The organism is Thalassomonas sp. M1454 (genome assembly GCF_007097525.1).
In the GTDB taxonomy this organism is placed as follows: Bacteria; Pseudomonadota; Gammaproteobacteria; order Enterobacterales; family Alteromonadaceae; genus Thalassotalea_A.
The window spans coordinates 84,969-103,496 of record NZ_VKDD01000009.1 but is presented as its reverse complement, the minus strand read 5'-3'; the positions used below and the strand labels follow the sequence as shown (position 1 = coordinate 103,496).

The window sequence follows — 18,528 nt, the reverse complement described above, 5'->3', positions numbered from 1 at the left end:
CGCCCGAGTTAGCCAGACAATCGCTGCTTAATCGTTGTATCAATTGCGTAAGCTTTTGGTAGACAGATTAAGGGGAGGAAAGTCCGGGCTCCATTGAGCAGGGTGCCAGGTAACACCTGGGCGGCGTGAGCCGACGACAAGTGCAGCAGAGAGAAGACCGCCGATGGCTAGCAATAGCACAGGTAAGGCTGAAAGGGTGCGGTAAGAGCGCACCGGGCGGCTGGTAACAGTCCGCAGCAGGGTAAACTCCACCCGGAGCAAGACCAAATAGGGTTCCTTACGGCGTGGCTCGCGTTGGAACCGGGTAGGTTGCTTGAGCCTAGAAGCGATTCTAGGCCTAGACGAATGATTGTCGCATCGAAAGATGTAACAGAACCCGGCTTATACGGCTAACTCACTAATTGGTTTGTTCTATTAGAACAATGACTTAGTGGCATCTCAATATGGGGATGTCCACTAATGTTACACAAACTGATACACAAGCCAACTCGTCAAGTATTCCGCAAACTACCTTCATATCTAGAACTACGAAGCAACACCTATTACTTTCGTTATCGCTTGCCAATTAAAGTTGCGGCACTAATAAATAAAACTGAAATACGCTTTAGTTTACGTACCGATAGCCTAAGTGAAGCATATTCTCGCCTACACCAATTCATACCAATCGTAAATTCAATCAAACGATTCAGCTTTCAAAAAACACTAAAAAGAAATGATAAACCTGCCTTAAATAGATTAGTTAAACAGTTATCGGAGTCGAGATTTGATGTAATGCAAAGAGAAACCTCTGCTTATTCAACGCCATTCTCAGAGCCTAAAGCAACACTAGAAGCTATTAACCCTATGATGTTATTCTCTGAAATACACGACCAATTAATTGACTACAAGATTAAAAATAAAGGTCTGACGGACAAAATGAGGGACTCGTACCTAAGGTACAAAAACTTATTCCTACTGATAAGCGGTGATAAAGCCGTAAACCTAATAACAACGCGTGATTTAAAGAATTACTTGGCTAAAGTTGCTGAGCTACCACGTAAAAACATTAAGCCCTATTGCTCAATGACTTGGGAAGAAATAACTCAATTAGAGATCATACCTGACAATGACAAAGTAGCAGCCAAGACACCAAAAGAGCACCTTAAATGGCTACAAGGCGTATTTGCATATTTAATTTATCAGCTTGATTACAAGCTAGAAAACCCTACTAAAGCCATTCGGATGCGAATAAAGCCTAATCGTTATGGTTCATTTGATGACCATGAAGTTAACTCCATTTTACGTAACGCTGCTGGAGCTGATTGGCAGTATTGGTTGCCAAGGTTGGCATTCTTTACCGGAGCACGTCGAGGTGAATTAGTTAACCTGCAGAAGAAAAATATCAAGTACCATCCTGATGCTCAACGTTATTATTTGCAAATAACTAATGAAGGTAACAAAAAGCTTAAAACAGATAACGCTTTGAGATTAGTACCATTAAGTGAAAAACTTGTTGACCAAGGTTTCATCAAGTTTGTTGACAGTGTGGCTGATGATGAGTGCTTTATTTTCGGGGATGTAAGTTTTGTTACCAAGCACATCACAGATTGGTTCAATCATAATTTATTAAAAAAATCTGAAGTAAAAGTATACGATGAAACAGGCCATAAGCGGGTATTTCATTCAACCCGTCATACGTTTGTTACTAAGGCTATTCAAGCGAATATCTTGCCGCAATTAGTTCAAGAGTTGGTTGGTCATGATAAAAGTTCCGGGCTCGGTATCACGGCAAGATATACCCACAGGTTTTCGTTGAAAGAGCTATGTAAGGTGGTTGACGTGATTGACTATTAAGTCTGCTAGCTAAGATTTTGGTGATGTTAATTAGCAGCTCGGTGTATTAGGTATATATTGTTAATTAACAAAATCTAAAATGCTAATGCTCAATCAGCACCTTTTTCAAGAGTTGGTTGGGGATGATAAAGCCCCAACCATTGCTATTACTTAACGTGACCTGGCTTGTCCTTAAGTTCGATCCCTAAGCTTAGCAGATACTTCCTCATGTCGGTTTTTTTAAATCGCTCATTTGCTTCACTTTTTTCTATATATAGTACTTCTTTTATAAAAACTTCAACCCGATTTTGAGTCAGAGGTGCGAAGCGTGCTATTGTAGCATCGATATATCCGCAGTCTTTTGCAAATTTGAAATACTGATCGTATTTGAGCCAAGATAAATCGGTTCTACTCATTTTCGGTTTTATACTTTTCTCAGTTAAAGAAGCTTCCTTTATAGCAAGCAAATAACCTTCACAATATTGTTTAACTATAATTCTCAGATCGAAAGTATCGTAAGATTTCGGCTTAACGGTAGTTAGGCCAAAAAGTTGAGCGACAGTTGGTCTATTATTTTTATCGCCGTCAAAATACTTTGCAAGCCTAGTCGCAACATATTCCCCATACTCTCTAGGTAACTGCATCCCTTCTTTATGCGCATCTGATGAACATTTCAGTATGGTACGACGGGCTTCAAATAGTTGGTCCTTTTGAGCGGCCGTCAACGAAGCCTTTTCCTCAAGTTGATTGATTATTACGACAGTATCTTTTATCCATTGACAGAATGCATTTTGAGCCTCTTTTGTAAACATTTTTCCTATCCGCTTTTTCATATCTAATTCCGGATACGCACAAGCTATGCCGCCCAAAATTATCTGTTTACTATTCAAATGGTGACATGTGTTGCACCAATATTTTTACCAACGGAGATTCTAATTCATGAATAGTGATTTAACAACGAACAATACTTTACGCAGTTTAAATGAGCCAACCACAATTGATATAAATGGTGACGAATATTTAATAAACGGCATACCGGATAATTTTGTGGTTAATGATGGAGGTCTATACCAGATAGTCGATGAGTCATACATTTACATATCGGCACAAATATTTTGTCTAGGTTATGTCAAAAATGCTGAGCATAAGACTTGGGAGAGAAAAATAGCCTTTAAGGACTTTGAAGGACAGTGGCAGTCGATTGTACTGCCAATGAATGAAACTTCATCAAGCGCTAATAAGTTAGCTCAGCACTTGTCGTACCATGGATTGCATTTTGTCGAAGGGCAAAAAAAGAAGTTGTACGACTACGTTTTAGCTTGTAATCCCTCACAGCGATTTATCAGCGTTAATAAACCAGGATGGTACGGTGATACTTATGTTTCACCAAAAGGAGGCTTGTTTGGTCGTTATATATATAACGCGCCATCTAATATGCAGCAATTTTATCAACAAAGTGGTGAATTAGAGCAGTGGAAAAATAATGTTGCAGCGTTATGCGCTGGTAATTCTAGATTGATGTTTTCTGTAAGTGTTGTGTTTTGCAGTCTCATATTGCCTTTAATCGACGGGCAATGTTGCGTATTTCATTTATATAACAAAAGCTCAACTGGTAAATCTTCAGCTCTAAAATTAGCAATGTCAGTGCTAGGAAAGGGACTAATGACGTGGCATACGACAGATAACGCGCTTGAAGAGTTTCTACAGCGATTGAATCATAGTGCTGGAATTTTTGATGAGATAGCTCAATTGCCTAAAAATAAGTTATCTGAGGTTATCTACATGGTATGTAACGGCGAAGGTAGGGCTCGATTTGGACAAACTGACAAACGCAATACTTGGTTGAACAACTGCTTGTCGAGCGGTGAGTTTTCAATTAAAAGCGCTTTGACAGACAGTAAACAAGGCCTATATGAAGGTCAAGAGGTTAGGTTTGTTGACATTTGTGCTGACGCAGGCGAAGGACATGGCGTGCTTGATGATATTCACAATTACCCTGATAGTGGTGCAGCCATAGAAGCGCTGAATTGCGCAGTTGATAATTATTACGGAACAGCTGGGCAATATTTTACCGACGAAGTTATGAGTGATAAGGAACTTTGCACTTCACTAGCGCTTGATTTTAGGAACGAGTTTCTTGAAAAAATAAATGTTTCAGAATTAGACTCTATTGAGCGCAGGGTCGCAAGTAATTTTGCAAATGTTGTCGCTGCAGGCAAGTTGGCAACAGATTTAGGTATCACAGGCTGGCCTTTAGATGAAGTGGTTTGGGCTGGAGAAGAGTGCTTTAGGTCTTGGCAAGATAGTCGTGAAAATAGTGAGGCTGAAGTATTGGAAAGTGCTGTGACGACTATTCAAGCAAAATTAATGCGTGCTTCCCGAAACAAATTTATAAGTCAAGACAATCCAACACCTAAAGGTCACTACTGGGGTAAGAGGGAAGGTAATAATTACTTCATCTTCACCGATGTCTTTAATAATACCTTGTGTGCGGGCATGGATTTCCAAAAGGTGAGGCGTGTCCTAGTTAATCATGGATATATAACGTCAGCCAGTGATCGACGAGATACGGTTTTAAAACGAATTGACGGTACCGTGACACGCTGTGTTCATGTAAATGAAACGTTGTTTAATACTAGCTTATCTTTTGATGATGTAGCTTAGGAGGGGACGTATGGAAAATTTAAGTAACTTTGATTTGTTTGCACCTTACTGCCTTGTCATTCATAAAAATAATACCGCAAAGTATTTAAACCGGAAGTATTTGCCACTTGGAATAAAAACTAAAGGTGAAGCTGAACAAGCCTTTATAAATAATCTTAAATTGACAAGGCGGCAAGCTGAAAAATTAAGGGCGATGGGTACCGAACAGCATGGTAAGTGTTACGTTTATTTTTTCGAAGGAGATAACCATAACCCCGATAGGGTACCAAGAAACAAGCTCAAAAAAGAAAACTACCTTAAAAAGCAAAACGAGATAAATGCCATCGTTTGGGGCTTTTAGAATATGGGCCACATAGTTAATCTGTGTGGCCTTTTTTCGTGGTTACTCGGTTACGCCCCATTCTTCTCAATATTTTTCAAAATATTCGTTATAAGAATCATATAGGTCTATTTCTAATATTCGTTAAACGAGGTGTTATCATGCTGCAAAAAATCATTAACTGTATAGTTAACTGGCTAAAAGAGCTATGGGAGCTATTAAAAGTAATTGGCGATATCGCTCCTGAAAAACAAACAACGCCAGCCTTAACCCCTGTAACCAAAACCAATGTAAGACGAAATGCACTGCACGACTGGAGGCCGTCAGAGCGATTACCTGAAGTCATTCGTCACCGATATATCGAAGTCGACGGGGTTGCTGATAACTTCCGTATCGATCGTTTAGGCCGTTACGATTTGCTGCAAATTGAGCGGTTCTGTGAAAACCTGGTGTATGTCAGTCCAGATGCCATCAATGACTTCATCGACGATACCATTAATTACCAGCGCAGTATTATTGACGGAGAAGATGTACTTTGGGTGCCGAAAGGTGATTGCATCGAATGGGCGTATCACCAATATCCGGCACTGGCGGATGTGTTGTAATCTATGGCTGCCATTCAGGCGTCATGGCAATTAATGCATCTACAACTCCCATACATTCATAAACTGGGTAATCTGCCACCATGCGAGTAAGATTCATGTAAGCATGAAGTTTAAATATACTTTGTGATTTTATATATACGCCATACCTCAAGCCGTCCGTTACGATTAATCGATTACAATTCGGTTTGTCACTAGCGTATGATTCGGCTTGGGAGAATGCCATCAAGCAGGAATTCCCCTTTTTCTTAGCTTCAACAACCGTATTTAAATTTTCATTTTGGCGAGGTAGCTGGTTAAATAAGGCTATATCAACTTTATTCCACTCAATTGCCATTTTCTGTGGTGTCCAGCCTAGGGCCCTTAACAATGGGACTGCTAAGTAAGTGACTGTTTCATGCTCTGAAGGTGAAGTGTATTTTTGATACCATTTTGCGATTCTTATTAGTTCATCAATTTCTTTACTCAGGTTATCAATGTAAGTACTTGATACACCTTGGTCGAATAAGGCCTCTGAAATTTGATTTATATTTAACCTTTCTGGTGCAGAAGTAGGGATATCAGGTAAGTTTGTAGGTGTATCAAAGTCTAATTCAAGTCCATCGACCCAATCCAATACTTGGGGACTTGTTAACTGCTGTGTTGTGTCCCCTTGCTTAAGTGCATAAGTCTCAAATTTTTTAGGTGCATCTATATTTGTCCATAGCCACTGTACACGTCTTATTTGCTGCAAATCCCAACCGTCAATGTCTCCAAAGCTATCATGCCAAACATAGTTACCTTTGATAACTCCAATACCTAAAACATCTTTAGTCCCTAACCGTAAAACAACTATATCGCCTTCCTTCATCTCGTACGCGAAACGATTAATATCGGTGAGTTTTTTCTTGCCAACCCCCTTCGCTAAATATTTATCATAAGAATCTGGAAGAGGGCCTAATTCCCCAGGACCATTTAAAACAACTCCCCACTTAAAACAAACGGCGGCATAATTTCGCTCTGTATCGCCACAAGCCTGCTGCCAGTATTTCCTATTCATTAATATTCCTGAGATATTTATTTTCGTATAAAAATTACTTTAAATTTAAGGATATATCTAGTTTTTTCTCCTTTTCATCGTCGCCTTTTTTCGCTGCACCTTAAAATAAAGTTAGGAGGCGTAATTAATGAATAAACAACAACGCAACAACATGATATTGGTCCTGACTTCTCAGGGCTATTCACCCGCAACTGTGAGTGCGTTTATGGCTTTAAATAAGCTGACCACTCGCGCAATACAAATCATAAAAAGGAAATCTGACGATGAAGATAAGACCAAATAAACGAACGAGAAAGCATTTACTGCGATTAGCTAAGCAGGCAAATTGTTCAATGGCCAAGATGGCCGCTAATTTACTACAGGAGTACGAATATGCACGAAATGCGATTAATCCTACCGCCTAAAGTAATTAACTTAATTAAACTGGAAGCCGATTTACTCGGTATCAAATACTCGAAACACCTAATGGCCACGCTGGATGCAATGGCTACTTACAAATCAAAGGAATTGAATAATGCAGAACTTACTAACAAATGAACAACTACTTAGCGACTTACAGGAAGCCGTTGATGACGGTTGGATTTTAGAACAACCGGATGAAATATTAGAATTTGTCATCAACCTACGCGAAGGCGAATTCGAGCAACTGCATGATACAGGTGAGAAGTCAGTTGTTCGCGTTTATCGCAATGCTAAAGGCTTTTATTTACACAGTACGGGGTGTACTTTAAGTGATTATGCAGAGAAAATTTTCTTCAATTTATCTGACTACGATACTGGTTTTGATGCAACTGATGGTTTTAACTTTGAAGCCATGGAAGAGCGTAAAGTGGAACGGGATAAAGTCCGAGCAGATAAGGCACTGACTAAGCTGCAACGATTTACTCGCATCGAAAACGCATATGTTAACGGTGTGAAAAATATAGCTCATCCATATTTAACAGCAAAAGGGTTTACACCGGCTGATATCAACATTGAATACTCGGTGATTAAAGCCGACTTATTTCAGTCAGGTAAACCACTAGAGTTACTGATTTATAAGCTTAATGATGATGCTTATCAGGTAATCACGCCAGCTAAAATTAATGGCTCGAATAAATTCATAATTATCCGTGAAGAAGGTGCGATGAAAGGCTCTTACGCGGTCGTAGGCGATGGAGTCCCTGAGTTTATAGTAGAAGGTCTCGCGGATGCGATAACCGCTAATATGGCCTTAGGGAGATCTGTAGCCGTAGGTATAAATGCGGGTAATATCAGAGTCGTCGCGCAAGAGCTACCGGAGTTGATTCTAATTGGTGATAACGATGATGCAGGAAGGTTATCAGCAAAACATTCTGGTCTAGATGCGATCTTCTGTCCAGACCATAAAGATGTTGATGATTTCCGCCAGGATAAAGGAATAACTCTAGTTAAACGTTATTTAGAGCGTGAGGTTGCTCGGGTTGAGCGTGAACGTGAGCCAACATTAGGTGAGTCAAATAGTTGTATTACATTGGTTTCAGCACCACCGGGCTCCGGAAAATCATACTCTGAGTGTCAAAATATCTGCCAACGCACTGGCCTTACTATTTATGCCGTGCATAATAAAAAAGCTATGGGGCAGCGGGATAGTCGAGTAAGTGAGATTCGAGAACTTTGTGAAAGCAATAGTTATGAACTTCCAGTTATGCGGACAATAAATGATACAGCACACGAGGATACTATAACCGTTCAATTTAATCGTGCAATCGATGAATATTGTGCCCATGAAAATGAAGATAAAAATTGGGTTATTTTTATTACACACAAAGCTTTGAGCTTATTAAACTTCGAAAACGATGCTCTAGCGGAAGCTAACTTGGTGATTGACGAAGTTCCCGAAGCATACAGCATTCATGCGGATAAGATGACGAAACAAAACCTTCAGGATTATCTAAGCTACTTTGAAGCTACGGCTAGGGAATACACGAGTCACTATGTTGTATCATTACTGGAGCTCAGCAGCAATGGACGCACATTCTATTATAGTGATGAAAATAAGGATGATTTAGAAACCAAGTATTGCTGGAAAATGATTGACCAAGTGTTGGCTAACCGTAATCACAGTAATTTTTTAATAATAGAAAAATCAACTGAAAATCAAATGGTTTTTTGTATGAATCGACCTGATGAGAATGACAATGGGTATTATTTAAATGTAGGAAACACCCCAAAGATAAACAAATGCGAAATGTTCAACTCGTCAGTATTTGATTGTTTCGCTAACGTTCGTTTACTCTCTGACGACGTTGAAAACAGTATATTTGCATTGTTATTAAAAAATACTCAGGGCGTTGAGTTTGATTTGCAGCCATTACCGAGTCGTCATGTTGGTGGTATTGCTAACCGTCTCGACAGAATCATTGGCGTTACGGATAAAACATTTAGCAAGCATAAAATCGAAGCTCGTCCTGATTTATCTAACAAAATTGCGGCGGCTGTAGCACGCGAATGTGATCTTACAGAGTCGTTATGGCTGCTAAATAACGCTAGTAGGGAAAATGGTGATGCGACTGCCTGGCTAGAACAGGAAGGCTATGATGTTGCTGACTTAAACCCAATGACTCATGGTCGAAACGACCTAACCCGACATAATGTTATCGTTATGCTTTACAGTTTGAAACCAAGCCCTGTTGAGGTTGCATTGTTAGAGCATTTGAATATAAGTCAAGCGCAGATTACTCGCTGGCGTGAGCACAATGTTCATATGCAAAACGCTTTTAGAGGTTCATTGCGTAACCCTGGCAGCGATAGCACCTGTACGCTAGTGTTACCAGACAAAGCTAGTGTTGAGTATTTCCTTGAGCGTGTGGGAGGTGAGTGGGGAGTTGCTGAGCGAGAGTTGGTTGAGGCGAAAGTTAGTTATCTTGAGGATGCCGCTGTTGTCGCCGATTTTGAAAATAAGAAGGTTGGGCGTAAGTGCTCAGGTGATGAACCTTTGACTAAAACTGAAAAAAATACATTAAGCCGTTGGCGAAAGAAATTTCCCGACTTGAATGATTTCGCTAATGCTATTGGGCTGAGTTTAAAAGAGTTGGTTCAATTTAAGGTTCGCCAAGTTGCCGAAAGGCATAAGGCTTGGCACGACTCATTGGTTGATGCAATTTCATTTCCAGACATCGTCGACGATGGTGGCTATAGCGTTTAAACTAAAGTTAGGCTCACGAAAGTGGGCCTTTTTCATGCTTGTAATTTAATAATAAGCCAAAAATGATGACCTTTTACATAGAAAGGAATTGAAAAGCAATAAGGTCACCATTTTAGTAAAAGTAAGTACTTAATAGATATCTTCCTATAGATTTGGTTACATGTAAGTTTTTATATAGGCCTTATAAAGTAACAGCTACAACGATGTTACCGATGTAACCATTGATTTACTGTAAAGTTATATTTAAATGGGGTATCTTGTGCGTTATCGTATTAAATCGGAAATAAAATGAAACCTTCAAAGCCCTTAGGTAAATACATTGACGGCCTTAAAACAGCTTTAAAAAAATATAGCGCGACACAGCGAGACCAGTACTCATGGATAGCAAAAACTGAAGAACACTACTTGTTTACCGCGGAAACTGATCATATCGACAGAGAAAATAACAATTACAGCCATGGCAAAGGCATTTTCACTAAGAAAGTAAGGCCATTATCAAAGGAATTAGGTGATGCATCTTTAACTGTAAGTCACGGAAAAGAGCTATATGATGCTGCTAAACAGACTTTCATGAATGGCGACTATTGTCGCTTGCTATTAGTTAAAGGCACTAAGTATGGCACTAGCTCTGGTGGCGTGAAGGCTGTGATTGATAATGACCTATGGAAATTTTCAAAATTTGAAGGTAGTGTTGATAGAGGGTTTGATTTTGTTCTAGAGCGAGTCGACAAAATTTAATGAGACTATAATTGTAGAAGTCTAGATGCGATCTGACATGGTGGGATACAAGTTGGTACTCGACCTGACAGTCCGTTCTGTGCCATTAACAGCCGCTCATAAATAGTTATCAGTTAACCAATAGCTAAAAATTCTAGTGATGAGCATAAATTAAAAGTAGCTATTTAAGGTCGGATTTATCTAGTATCTTTTTTTCTATTAATTGTGCGTATACTTCATCACATTTAATTTTTAAATGCTCCCGAAGTAACCTCATGGCTGGAGTTATTGTTTGTCTGCTTGGACAAATAAGCCAAAGCTCCGTCGGTGTAGGCTTATATTCAGGTAATAATCGAATAATTTTTTCATTGAGTAAGTCAGAGGACATATCTAAACTAGATTTAATCGCTATTCCCTTACCATGAGTACACCAACGTCTAACAAGTTCAGCATCATTAGAAGTTCTATTACTTTGTAACTTCACCTTCACTTTTTCATTACCACGCATAAATTCCCATGTGTCATAAATGATGTCACGTAATTGATACAGTAAACAATTATGGTGCTTTAAATCATTAGGGTGTTTGGGTGAACCATTTCTGTTTAAATATTCTTGTGTTGCACAAACTAAACGAGGAACATTACATATTTTAAAACCATATAGGTTGGCATCATTTGGAAAACCATAACGCAAAGCTATATCAACAGGTTCTCGATAGAAATCAATATTACTATCACTTATATGAACCCTGACGCTAATTTTGGGATGGAATTGCATGAATTCATCTAACCAAGATAAAACTCGATTACGACCTAAATCTGATGGAACTGAAATTCTAAGCTCTCCATCGATGATATCTAATTCATCTTTAATACTTTGCTGTGCTTGATTTAGCATTTTCAATGCTTGTTCGCACGTTGGAATGTATCTTTCTCCTACAACAGAAAGTCTTAAATGGCGAGTTGTTCTTATAAATAGCTCGGCACCAAGCAAACGTTCGACACGTTTTACGGCTGCACTCGCTGTTGCTTTGCTCATATCCAGACTTTCTGCTGCCAAGGTGATATTGCGAAACTCAGCAACTTTTAAAATTACATTCAGATCTTCTAACTTCATGGTTGTCAAAAATTATTTGATAATAAATCAAATATTATAATCTTTTTGTTTCCCAGTCTATCTTCTATCATTAATCCTTACTAATTATCTCGCTTAATAAGTGTGCAGCGAATCAGGAGATCAATAATGAAAGCCATTGGTTATACAAAATCACTTCCTATTAATGATGCTTTGTCTCTGAACGATATAGAATTAGAACAACCTGTTGCTTCTGGGTATGATTTATTAGTGCAAGTTAAATCAGTAGCAGTTAACCCTGTTGATTATAAAATTCGTCAAAATGTATCTGCTGAAAACGGTCAATATAAGGTATTAGGTTGGGATTCTGTTGGCGAAGTTGTAGGAGTGGGCGAATTAGTCAGCCATTTTAAACTAGGAGATATGGTTTATTATGCTGGCGACTTAAACCGACAAGGAAGCAATGCAGAGTATCAACTGGTTGATGAAAGAATTGTCGGACAAAAGCCTAAATCCTTATCTAATAGTGAAGCTGCTGCTATACCTTTAACTGCTATCACCGCTTGGGAGTTACTATTTGAGCGTTTAGCAATTAAACAGAAACTGCCTAACTTAACAGAATCATCAAACGATATTTTATTAATTGTTGGTGCCGCAGGTGGTGTAGGCTCAATTTTAGTCCAGCTCGCTAGTGTCCTTACAGGGGCAACAGTTATTGCTACTGCATCGCGTGAAAGCTCTATGGAGTGGGTTAAAAAGCTAGGCGCTGACTATATCATTGACCACACAAAGTCATTAACCGAGCAAATTGAAGCACTAAATATTGGCAAAGTTACTCATGTAGCTAGCCTAACGCATACCGACTCATATTTAGATAGTTATATTGATTTATTAGTACCTATGGGAAAGATAGCTTTAATTGATGATCCAGAGACATTAGACATTACCAAGTTAAAGCCTAAAAGCTTATCACTGCATTGGGAGTTTATGTTTACTCGTTCAATGTACCAGACAACAGATATCGATGAGCAACATACTTTACTAAATAAAGTAAGTGAATTAATTGACCAAGGCTATATTAAAACCACAGTAGGTAAGCATTTAGGAACGATCAACGCTGAAAACTTACAAGCAGCACACAAGGAGTTGGAATCAGGAAAATCAATAGGAAAGATTGTACTAGAAGACTTTTAAAACCACACAATACACAATAGAGAGAATATCAACATGGCAAAATTAACTATAGTAGCAAATATAAAAGCAAACCCTGATAAAGTTGACTTAGTTAAAAGTGAGCTTTTAAAGCTTATCGACATTACTCGTAAAGAAGAAGGGTGTATTAATTACGATTTACACCAAGATAATGATAATCCTGCCCATTTTGTTTTTTATGAAAATTGGGAAACAAGAGAATTGTGGCAAACGCATATGGCTAACCAACACTTAGCTGATTATATGGCAGCCACTGAAGGGGCAGTTGAAGAGTTTACATTAAATGAAATGACCGTGATTTCTTAATATACCTTACATTAGTTTAGCAAGGGAATCAGTGGCTGTAACAGTTACTGGTTCCTTGTAAATTAATACTCGGAAGGTCTCTTATTCGCTCATTGCTGCCTAATATAAGTTAGAAAGAATCATATGTATCTCTAAATTCTTTCTCTCCACCTTGAAGTAAAACTTCTTGGATACTGAGCTCTATAGGTTCGCCACTCTCATCAAAGTGAACTTTAACAAACTCCATAACACTGGTTGTTTGGTAGTTAGCTTCTAGATTCTTAAGCGTTTTATTTTGCTCAAACTCTTTTAAAGAATTTTCGTGTAAAAAAGTTACGCTTAAATCAGGTTTATTAACTTTGGGTTGGTACATAGCATTTACTTGAACCAATTTAATTTCCGTACCATCAAGCTCAGGCATTTGTAATATTGCATAATTTCTTGCTAATTGGTCTATCAGCTTAATGTCAATGAATGCTACATCTTGCCATTTAATATTTGATTCTTTACTAGTTTCACCTGTACATGAGATTAACAAACAAGAAATTATTATGATGTTGAGATGTTTGAACAAAACAAGATTCCTTTCTAATATCAACTGACCGTTATTCGCTCATTACAGACTGTCAGATTTTATTCAATCAAGCAACCTAAAGTGTCAGATTGAGTCTGGAGTTATACATATAAATTGAAAAAACACCCCGTGCACTGGGTGTTCAGTTAGTTTACATTTTATTTACCTTTCGGTAGGTTATTACCACGACCTGGACCTGACGGGTTACCTGTTTTACTTGGCCCATTAAATGGTGCTGGTTTATTGCTCATGTGATTCTCCTTATTAAGTTAAAGTTTCTAATTGATGCTCTGGTTCCATCACCGGAATGATTTCATCAAAGCAATTCTCGCCAATACCAATAGGTATTGGTTTTGAATTTTTGTCGTATTTCCAAGTGTTTATCGAATCAACCACTTTTTTCTTGATAGAGCTAGGCCATGGCGCGTCATGAAAAGAACCTGACTTATCAAGAGATACTCTTGTAATAATTATTTTATTGATATCTTCATCATCGTCACTGAAATTTGACACTACTATCGTTGAAGGGGCTGTCCATGATTCGTTGCAGGAAATCATTTTTTGCTGTTCAAGCCAATCTACAAGTGACGCTCTAAAAACTCCATCCGATTCAAAAAATTTAAACCCTTGATGTTTAGACGTTGTGGTAGTGTTTTTTACAAAATCAACATAAAACCCTAGCTTCGAACCTTCTGGAACCACTGGAGAGCCGTTTAATATTACTTGATTAGCGATATCATATTTAAGAGTTTTTAGTTGTTCTTCCCAACAGCATTTTTGCCAGTCATTTAGCTCGGTCCAGAGAATGCCTTTAATTTCATTGAACTGCACAGGACGCAAGGTCCAAGTATATTCTTGGTCATCAAATAGGGGATTTAATGTGACTTTAATCGGTAACTTAGAGTCATCTATTATGAGTGATACTGTATCTTCATTAAAAACGGATAAGGAATTAATTAGCTTTCTCAATTCGTCGATAGCACTGTAGTAACCATTGTCTATGCGGCCTTTATAAGTTCTTGGGCTGGTAATGTACCAAAGTGAATCGTCTTCGTCTGGTTCTACTTGTAGCTCATCAATGGCCAGGCTCAAAGTCTTTGCAATACATTCCGCTCTTTGTTTTGTTGTATTCCCTGTTTTCTCTATTCGTTGATATTGGCGTATTGATAGGTGACTTTCACCTGCAATAGCTTCCTGAGTAAGTTTGGCTTTTGTTCTGTAATATTTCAGGGTTATTGGGTTTATTTGGTATGTTTCCTGGCTCATGTATTTAATGTCTGTTAGTTAGAAGTTGAATTAACTATAGCGATTACATGGTGCCATGTTAACGACATCATTGCGACATCATGTTTGCAGTCAAAAATGGTGACCTTTTACATAGAAAGGAATTGGAAAACAATAAGGTCACTATTTTAGTGAATGTAGATACTTAATAGATATATTCTATAGGTTAGGTTGCATTAATGACTTTATCTTATACCAGTAAAAAAAAACGGCTGTGACGATGTAACCGAGTTACCATATTTTTACTACAGGTACTAACAACTTGTCTAATTTACATTGCCAGTGGTATTTATAAGTTGTGCCAGCTGCTGTGATGAGCATCCGACTTTATCAAATGATGGTATTTTTCGAAGCAAATTCTCCACATCCTTATGTCTTACTTTTCCATGGACCTTGGCGCAGGTTGAGATGGCCAATCGGACGGTGTTTTTTAAATGTGTCGGTAGTTTTTTAGGCGCTGCAACTTTTACCGCCTCACGACCAACCACCACAAACTCAGAGCAAGCATCCATAAAACCCTGGTTAGCATGACGTTCACCAATACCAATCACAACCTTACCCGCAGAACGCAAGCGCTCAACAACAGGCGTAAAGTCAGCATCGGATGACATAATGGCAAATACGTCGATATTGTCGTTATGCAATGTGTCGATTACATCAATGGTAAGCGCGATGTCGGTGGCGTTCTTTTGCTTCGTTACGTCGAACTGTTGTACCGGTTGGATTTTGTATTGCTTTAAGAACTTAGCCCAAGATTTAAGATGGGGCTTCTTCCAATTACCGAAGGCTTTAATCATGGTAATACTGCCGTAGGCTGAAAGTGTTGTTAGTGTCTGCTTGATTTGTTTGGCTGATGCGTTATCGGCATCGATGAAAAGGGCTACTCGTGGTTTTCTTGTTGTCATGGCGTTTATCCTTAAACGTTGTTCTCCTGTGTTTAAGATTAGTCCCCAATATTAATAATACAAGCCTAATTTATATGTTGATTTAAATGTAGAAAAGTTATGGCTTTTACTAATAAAAAATTTTAACCTTACATCTATTTAAAAAAATAGGAGACTCTAATTGAGTATTAAAGGAAGTAAATGGTTTAAGGTTGATTTTCACTGTCATTCACCGGCATCAGATGATTTTCCTAGATCTCGAGATAAGGATGTTAATGTTGAAATTTGTAGTGAACGAGAATGGTTAACTTCTCAAATGGCCAAAGGTTTAGATTGCGTTGTTTTAGCGGATCATAACACCGGAGCCTGGGTGGATAAAGTTCGTGCAGAACTAGAAACGATGAAGGCTGAATACAATGATGGAGTTGAGAATGGGTTTAGAGAACTTATTGTATTGCCAGCAGTTGAGCTTACTGCAACTGGAAATTGCCATGTTTTAGCTATTTTTGAAGAAAAAGCTACTTCACAAACTATCAGCGAACTAGTTGGGTCTTGTAACCTTCCAAAAGGTCAATATAAAAACCATAACTTAGAGTTGGGTTATGGTGTGCGAGCTATTTTAAGTAATATCCGCCAGGCTTCAGTGTCTGCGCTTTCGATTTTGGCTCACGTTGACAAACCTAAGGGTATTTTTCAAAATTCAAACCAAGAATCTGTAAAACAGGTGTTTGCTGAAGGACCTGATGCAATAGAGTTAATAGGCAATCGCTCTGAATTAGATAAATATCAGCAAATTTTAATCGATGATTTAGCGTGGGTTAAAGGCTCTGATGCACACTCATTAGAAGAAATGGGACGTTCTTTTACTTGGGTTAAAATGGTTGAGCCATCTTTCGAAGGTATAAAAACAGCTCTGTCAGATCCTATTCACTGCATTAAACGAAGTCCAGAAACCCCTCCGTCGCTGCCTAATAAGCGCATTGTAAAATTAAGTTTAAAAACCAATATGTGCAGAAACGAGCATAATGATGGCATTGATATCCAATACAGTCCTTGGTATTCCGCAATTGTTGGAAGTCGAGGTTCTGGAAAGTCTACTTTAGTTGAGGCAATCAGGTTAGGATTGCGACGTGACACTGAACTACCTTCATACCAACAAAAAAAAATACAAAGTTTTAAAAGTATTGATGCCGATGGTGTAATGTCAAAGGACTCATTTATCGAAATTGAATATGAAAAAGACAATAGTAAATATTTGCTAACTTGGTCTCCTGAAAGCAGATGTTTTTATCATAAAGATAAACAAACTGATAAATGGCTCGAGGAAGATACTTTTAGTACATCACGTTTTCCCGTGTCAATTTATTCACAAAAGATGCTGTATGAAATTGCAACCAAACCCAATTCATTTTTAAAAGTTATTGATGAAAGTGTACAGGTAAATTATAGCGAATGGGACAGAGAGCGTCTAAATCTTGAGGAGCAATTCAAGCTGTGTCGTAATAACGAGCGAAAGGTAGTTCGTGAAATTAATGCATTGACCCAAACTAAAGGTGAATTGCAAGATGTAAAGCGAAAACTGCAATTACTAAATAAATCGGGCCTGAATGTTTTACAAGAAAAAATTGTGAAAGACAGATCTGATTTAACTCATGCAAATGCTCATAAAGGTTATTTAGATACTTTATTCTTAAACCTAAAAGAACAATATGAAAATAGTACTACACCAACTATTACTACTGATAAATCTGACTTGCAAGCTTGGCAAACAGAAATTAAATTAATTGTAGATACATTTGTTGATAATATTGGTAATGCAATATCCACTGCTGAAGGCCAATTAGATGCGTTATGTAAAGGTGACTTCTACACGAAATTAACATCTAGAGTAGATGAGAATGAAGAATTATTAAAAGCTAAAATACAGGAGTTGGAAAGTGATAGTATCAGCCCTGATGAGTTAACTGATTTAATTGTTCAAGAGGCTGAACTTGAGGAAGTGCTGGCAGGTGAGTCTGGTATGGAAAACAAGCTAAGCGAGGCTACACAACAAAGAGTCGCGGCATATAAAGCTTTGATAAAGCACCGACTAGAACTTACCAATAAAAGACAAAAATTTATTACAGATTTAGGGTTAAGTGATCTAGATATACAAATACTACCACTTGCATGTTCTAGTAAAGGTTTAGTCGAAGGCTATCAAAAGTCTAGTGGTGTGGATAGATTTACAACTTATATTTTCGACAGTGAGTCGCCTAATTCATTACTATATGGATTGGAGGATATAAATAAATTTTCACCTAAAAGTCCATTGAAAAGGTTGATAGAATTAACTAAGTTAAAGCATTTTCATGCTCAGGGTACTTTATCTAAAAATTATTCTAACATTCATGGTTCACTTCGATCCCGCTTAAGTGAATTGCCAAATGAAGTAGTCGATAATATATTTTGTTGGTTCCCTGAAGATGGACTACAAATAAAATTCAAAGATCCTGACGGTCAGTTTAGGCAATTAGAAAGAGCATCTCCTGGGCAAAAGTCAGCTTCAATGCTTTCATTCTTGATGTCATATGGTGATGACCCACTAATATTAGACCAACCTGAGGATGATTTGGATTGCGGAATGTTATCTAGCTCTGTTATTCCAGCCATTGCTAAAAATAAACAAAAAAGGCAATTGATTGTAGTAACTCACTCAGCTCCTATTGTTGTAAATGGGGATGCGGAATTGGTTATAGGGATGAAGCAAGATAGGCAAAGATTAGCACCTTGTATCGATGGTGGTTTACAAGAAGAAAGTGTTAAAAACTTTATTTGTACACAGATGGAAGGTGGAGAAAAAGCCTTTAAGAGTCGTTATAAAAGGATAATTGGTTAATAGCTTTAAATATAATG

The 18,528-nt window shown here is 38.1% G+C and carries 16 protein-coding genes and 1 other RNA gene; 11 read left to right on the top strand and 6 right to left on the bottom strand.

The window, feature by feature from the left end:
* Window positions 1-4: 4 nt before the first annotated feature.
* Together rnpB and FNN08_RS15445 are read left to right on the top strand one after the other, a co-directional pair.
* An RNA gene (gene rnpB, locus FNN08_RS15450) (RNase P RNA component class A) lies at window positions 5-401 on the top strand.
* Between the two features lie 58 nt (window positions 402-459).
* Window positions 460-1,833, top strand: coding sequence for a DUF6538 domain-containing protein (locus tag FNN08_RS15445; protein ID WP_143587391.1), 1,374 nt, complete (start codon window positions 460-462; stop codon window positions 1,831-1,833).
* A 146-nt stretch (window positions 1,834-1,979) separates the two neighbouring features.
* Here FNN08_RS15445 and FNN08_RS15440 read toward each other — a convergent pair whose 3' ends face one another.
* On the bottom strand, window positions 1,980-2,645 hold the full coding sequence (locus tag FNN08_RS15440) for a hypothetical protein (protein WP_143587390.1): 666 nt from the start codon (window positions 2,643-2,645) through the stop codon (window positions 1,980-1,982).
* A 106-nt stretch (window positions 2,646-2,751) separates the two neighbouring features.
* On the opposite strand from FNN08_RS15440, the gene FNN08_RS15435 reads away from it, so the two are divergent.
* From FNN08_RS15435 to FNN08_RS15425, 3 genes are read left to right on the top strand one after another with little or no spacing between them, the layout of a single operon-like run.
* Window positions 2,752-4,476 carry a DUF927 domain-containing protein gene (locus FNN08_RS15435; protein ID WP_143587389.1) on the top strand — a complete coding sequence of 575 codons (1,725 nt, stop codon included), beginning with the start codon at window positions 2,752-2,754 and terminating at the stop codon, window positions 4,474-4,476.
* Between the two features lie 10 nt (window positions 4,477-4,486).
* On the top strand, window positions 4,487-4,816 hold the full coding sequence (locus FNN08_RS15430) for a hypothetical protein (RefSeq protein ID WP_143587388.1): 330 nt from the start codon (window positions 4,487-4,489) through the stop codon (window positions 4,814-4,816).
* Window positions 4,817-4,854: 38 nt separating this feature from the next.
* Window positions 4,855-5,400 (top strand): hypothetical protein, encoded by a 546-nt coding sequence (locus FNN08_RS15425; protein ID WP_143587387.1) that lies wholly within the window; start codon window positions 4,855-4,857, stop codon window positions 5,398-5,400.
* 1 nt (window position 5,401) lies between these two features.
* Here the strand turns inward: FNN08_RS15425 and FNN08_RS15420 are convergent, their stop codons facing one another.
* Complete coding sequence (locus FNN08_RS15420; protein ID WP_221931809.1) at window positions 5,402-6,436, bottom strand: hypothetical protein; 1,035 nt, start codon at window positions 6,434-6,436, stop codon at window positions 5,402-5,404.
* 127 nt (window positions 6,437-6,563) lie between these two features.
* Between FNN08_RS15420 and FNN08_RS16390 the strand changes: the two genes are divergently transcribed.
* From FNN08_RS16390 to FNN08_RS15410, 3 genes are all read left to right on the top strand, one after another.
* Window positions 6,564-6,719: a hypothetical protein gene (locus FNN08_RS16390; RefSeq protein ID WP_185962691.1), complete on the top strand. Its 156-nt coding sequence runs from the start codon at window positions 6,564-6,566 to the stop codon at window positions 6,717-6,719.
* Window positions 6,720-6,950: 231 nt separating this feature from the next.
* Complete coding sequence (locus FNN08_RS15415; protein WP_143587383.1) at window positions 6,951-9,602, top strand: hypothetical protein; 2,652 nt, start codon at window positions 6,951-6,953, stop codon at window positions 9,600-9,602.
* Between the two features lie 288 nt (window positions 9,603-9,890).
* Window positions 9,891-10,340, top strand: coding sequence for a hypothetical protein (locus FNN08_RS15410; RefSeq protein WP_143587381.1), 450 nt, complete (start codon window positions 9,891-9,893; stop codon window positions 10,338-10,340).
* 160 nt (window positions 10,341-10,500) lie between these two features.
* Here FNN08_RS15410 and FNN08_RS15405 read toward each other — a convergent pair whose 3' ends face one another.
* On the bottom strand, window positions 10,501-11,436 hold the full coding sequence (locus FNN08_RS15405; RefSeq protein ID WP_143587379.1) for a LysR family transcriptional regulator: 936 nt from the start codon (window positions 11,434-11,436) through the stop codon (window positions 10,501-10,503).
* 126 nt (window positions 11,437-11,562) lie between these two features.
* Here FNN08_RS15405 and FNN08_RS15400 point away from each other — a divergent pair, with 126 nt between their 5' ends.
* Both FNN08_RS15400 and FNN08_RS15395 read left to right on the top strand, forming a co-directional pair.
* On the top strand, window positions 11,563-12,588 hold the full coding sequence (locus tag FNN08_RS15400) for a zinc-binding alcohol dehydrogenase family protein (protein WP_143587377.1): 1,026 nt from the start codon (window positions 11,563-11,565) through the stop codon (window positions 12,586-12,588).
* 33 nt (window positions 12,589-12,621) lie between these two features.
* Window positions 12,622-12,912, top strand: a complete 291-nt coding sequence (locus tag FNN08_RS15395) for a putative quinol monooxygenase (protein ID WP_143587375.1) — start codon at window positions 12,622-12,624, stop codon at window positions 12,910-12,912.
* 109 nt (window positions 12,913-13,021) lie between these two features.
* Here FNN08_RS15395 and FNN08_RS15390 read toward each other — a convergent pair whose 3' ends face one another.
* The 3 genes from FNN08_RS15390 to FNN08_RS15380 all read right to left on the bottom strand — a co-directional run bounded on the left by FNN08_RS15390 (window position 13,022) and on the right by FNN08_RS15380 (window position 15,654).
* A complete protein-coding gene (locus FNN08_RS15390) occupies window positions 13,022-13,465 on the bottom strand; it encodes a hypothetical protein (RefSeq protein WP_143587373.1) in 444 nt (147 codons plus the stop codon).
* 264 nt (window positions 13,466-13,729) lie between these two features.
* Window positions 13,730-14,557, bottom strand: coding sequence for a hypothetical protein (locus FNN08_RS15385; RefSeq protein WP_143587371.1), 828 nt, complete (start codon window positions 14,555-14,557; stop codon window positions 13,730-13,732).
* 458 nt (window positions 14,558-15,015) lie between these two features.
* Window positions 15,016-15,654 carry an NYN domain-containing protein gene (locus FNN08_RS15380; RefSeq protein ID WP_143587369.1) on the bottom strand — a complete coding sequence of 213 codons (639 nt, stop codon included), beginning with the start codon at window positions 15,652-15,654 and terminating at the stop codon, window positions 15,016-15,018.
* Window positions 15,655-15,814: 160 nt separating this feature from the next.
* On the opposite strand from FNN08_RS15380, the gene ppl reads away from it, so the two are divergent.
* The gene (ppl, locus tag FNN08_RS15375; RefSeq protein ID WP_143587367.1) at window positions 15,815-18,511 is read left to right on the top strand and encodes an anti-phage protein Ppl; all 2,697 of its coding nucleotides are present in this window, start codon (window positions 15,815-15,817) and stop codon (window positions 18,509-18,511) included.
* Window positions 18,512-18,528: the final 17 nt, after the last annotated feature.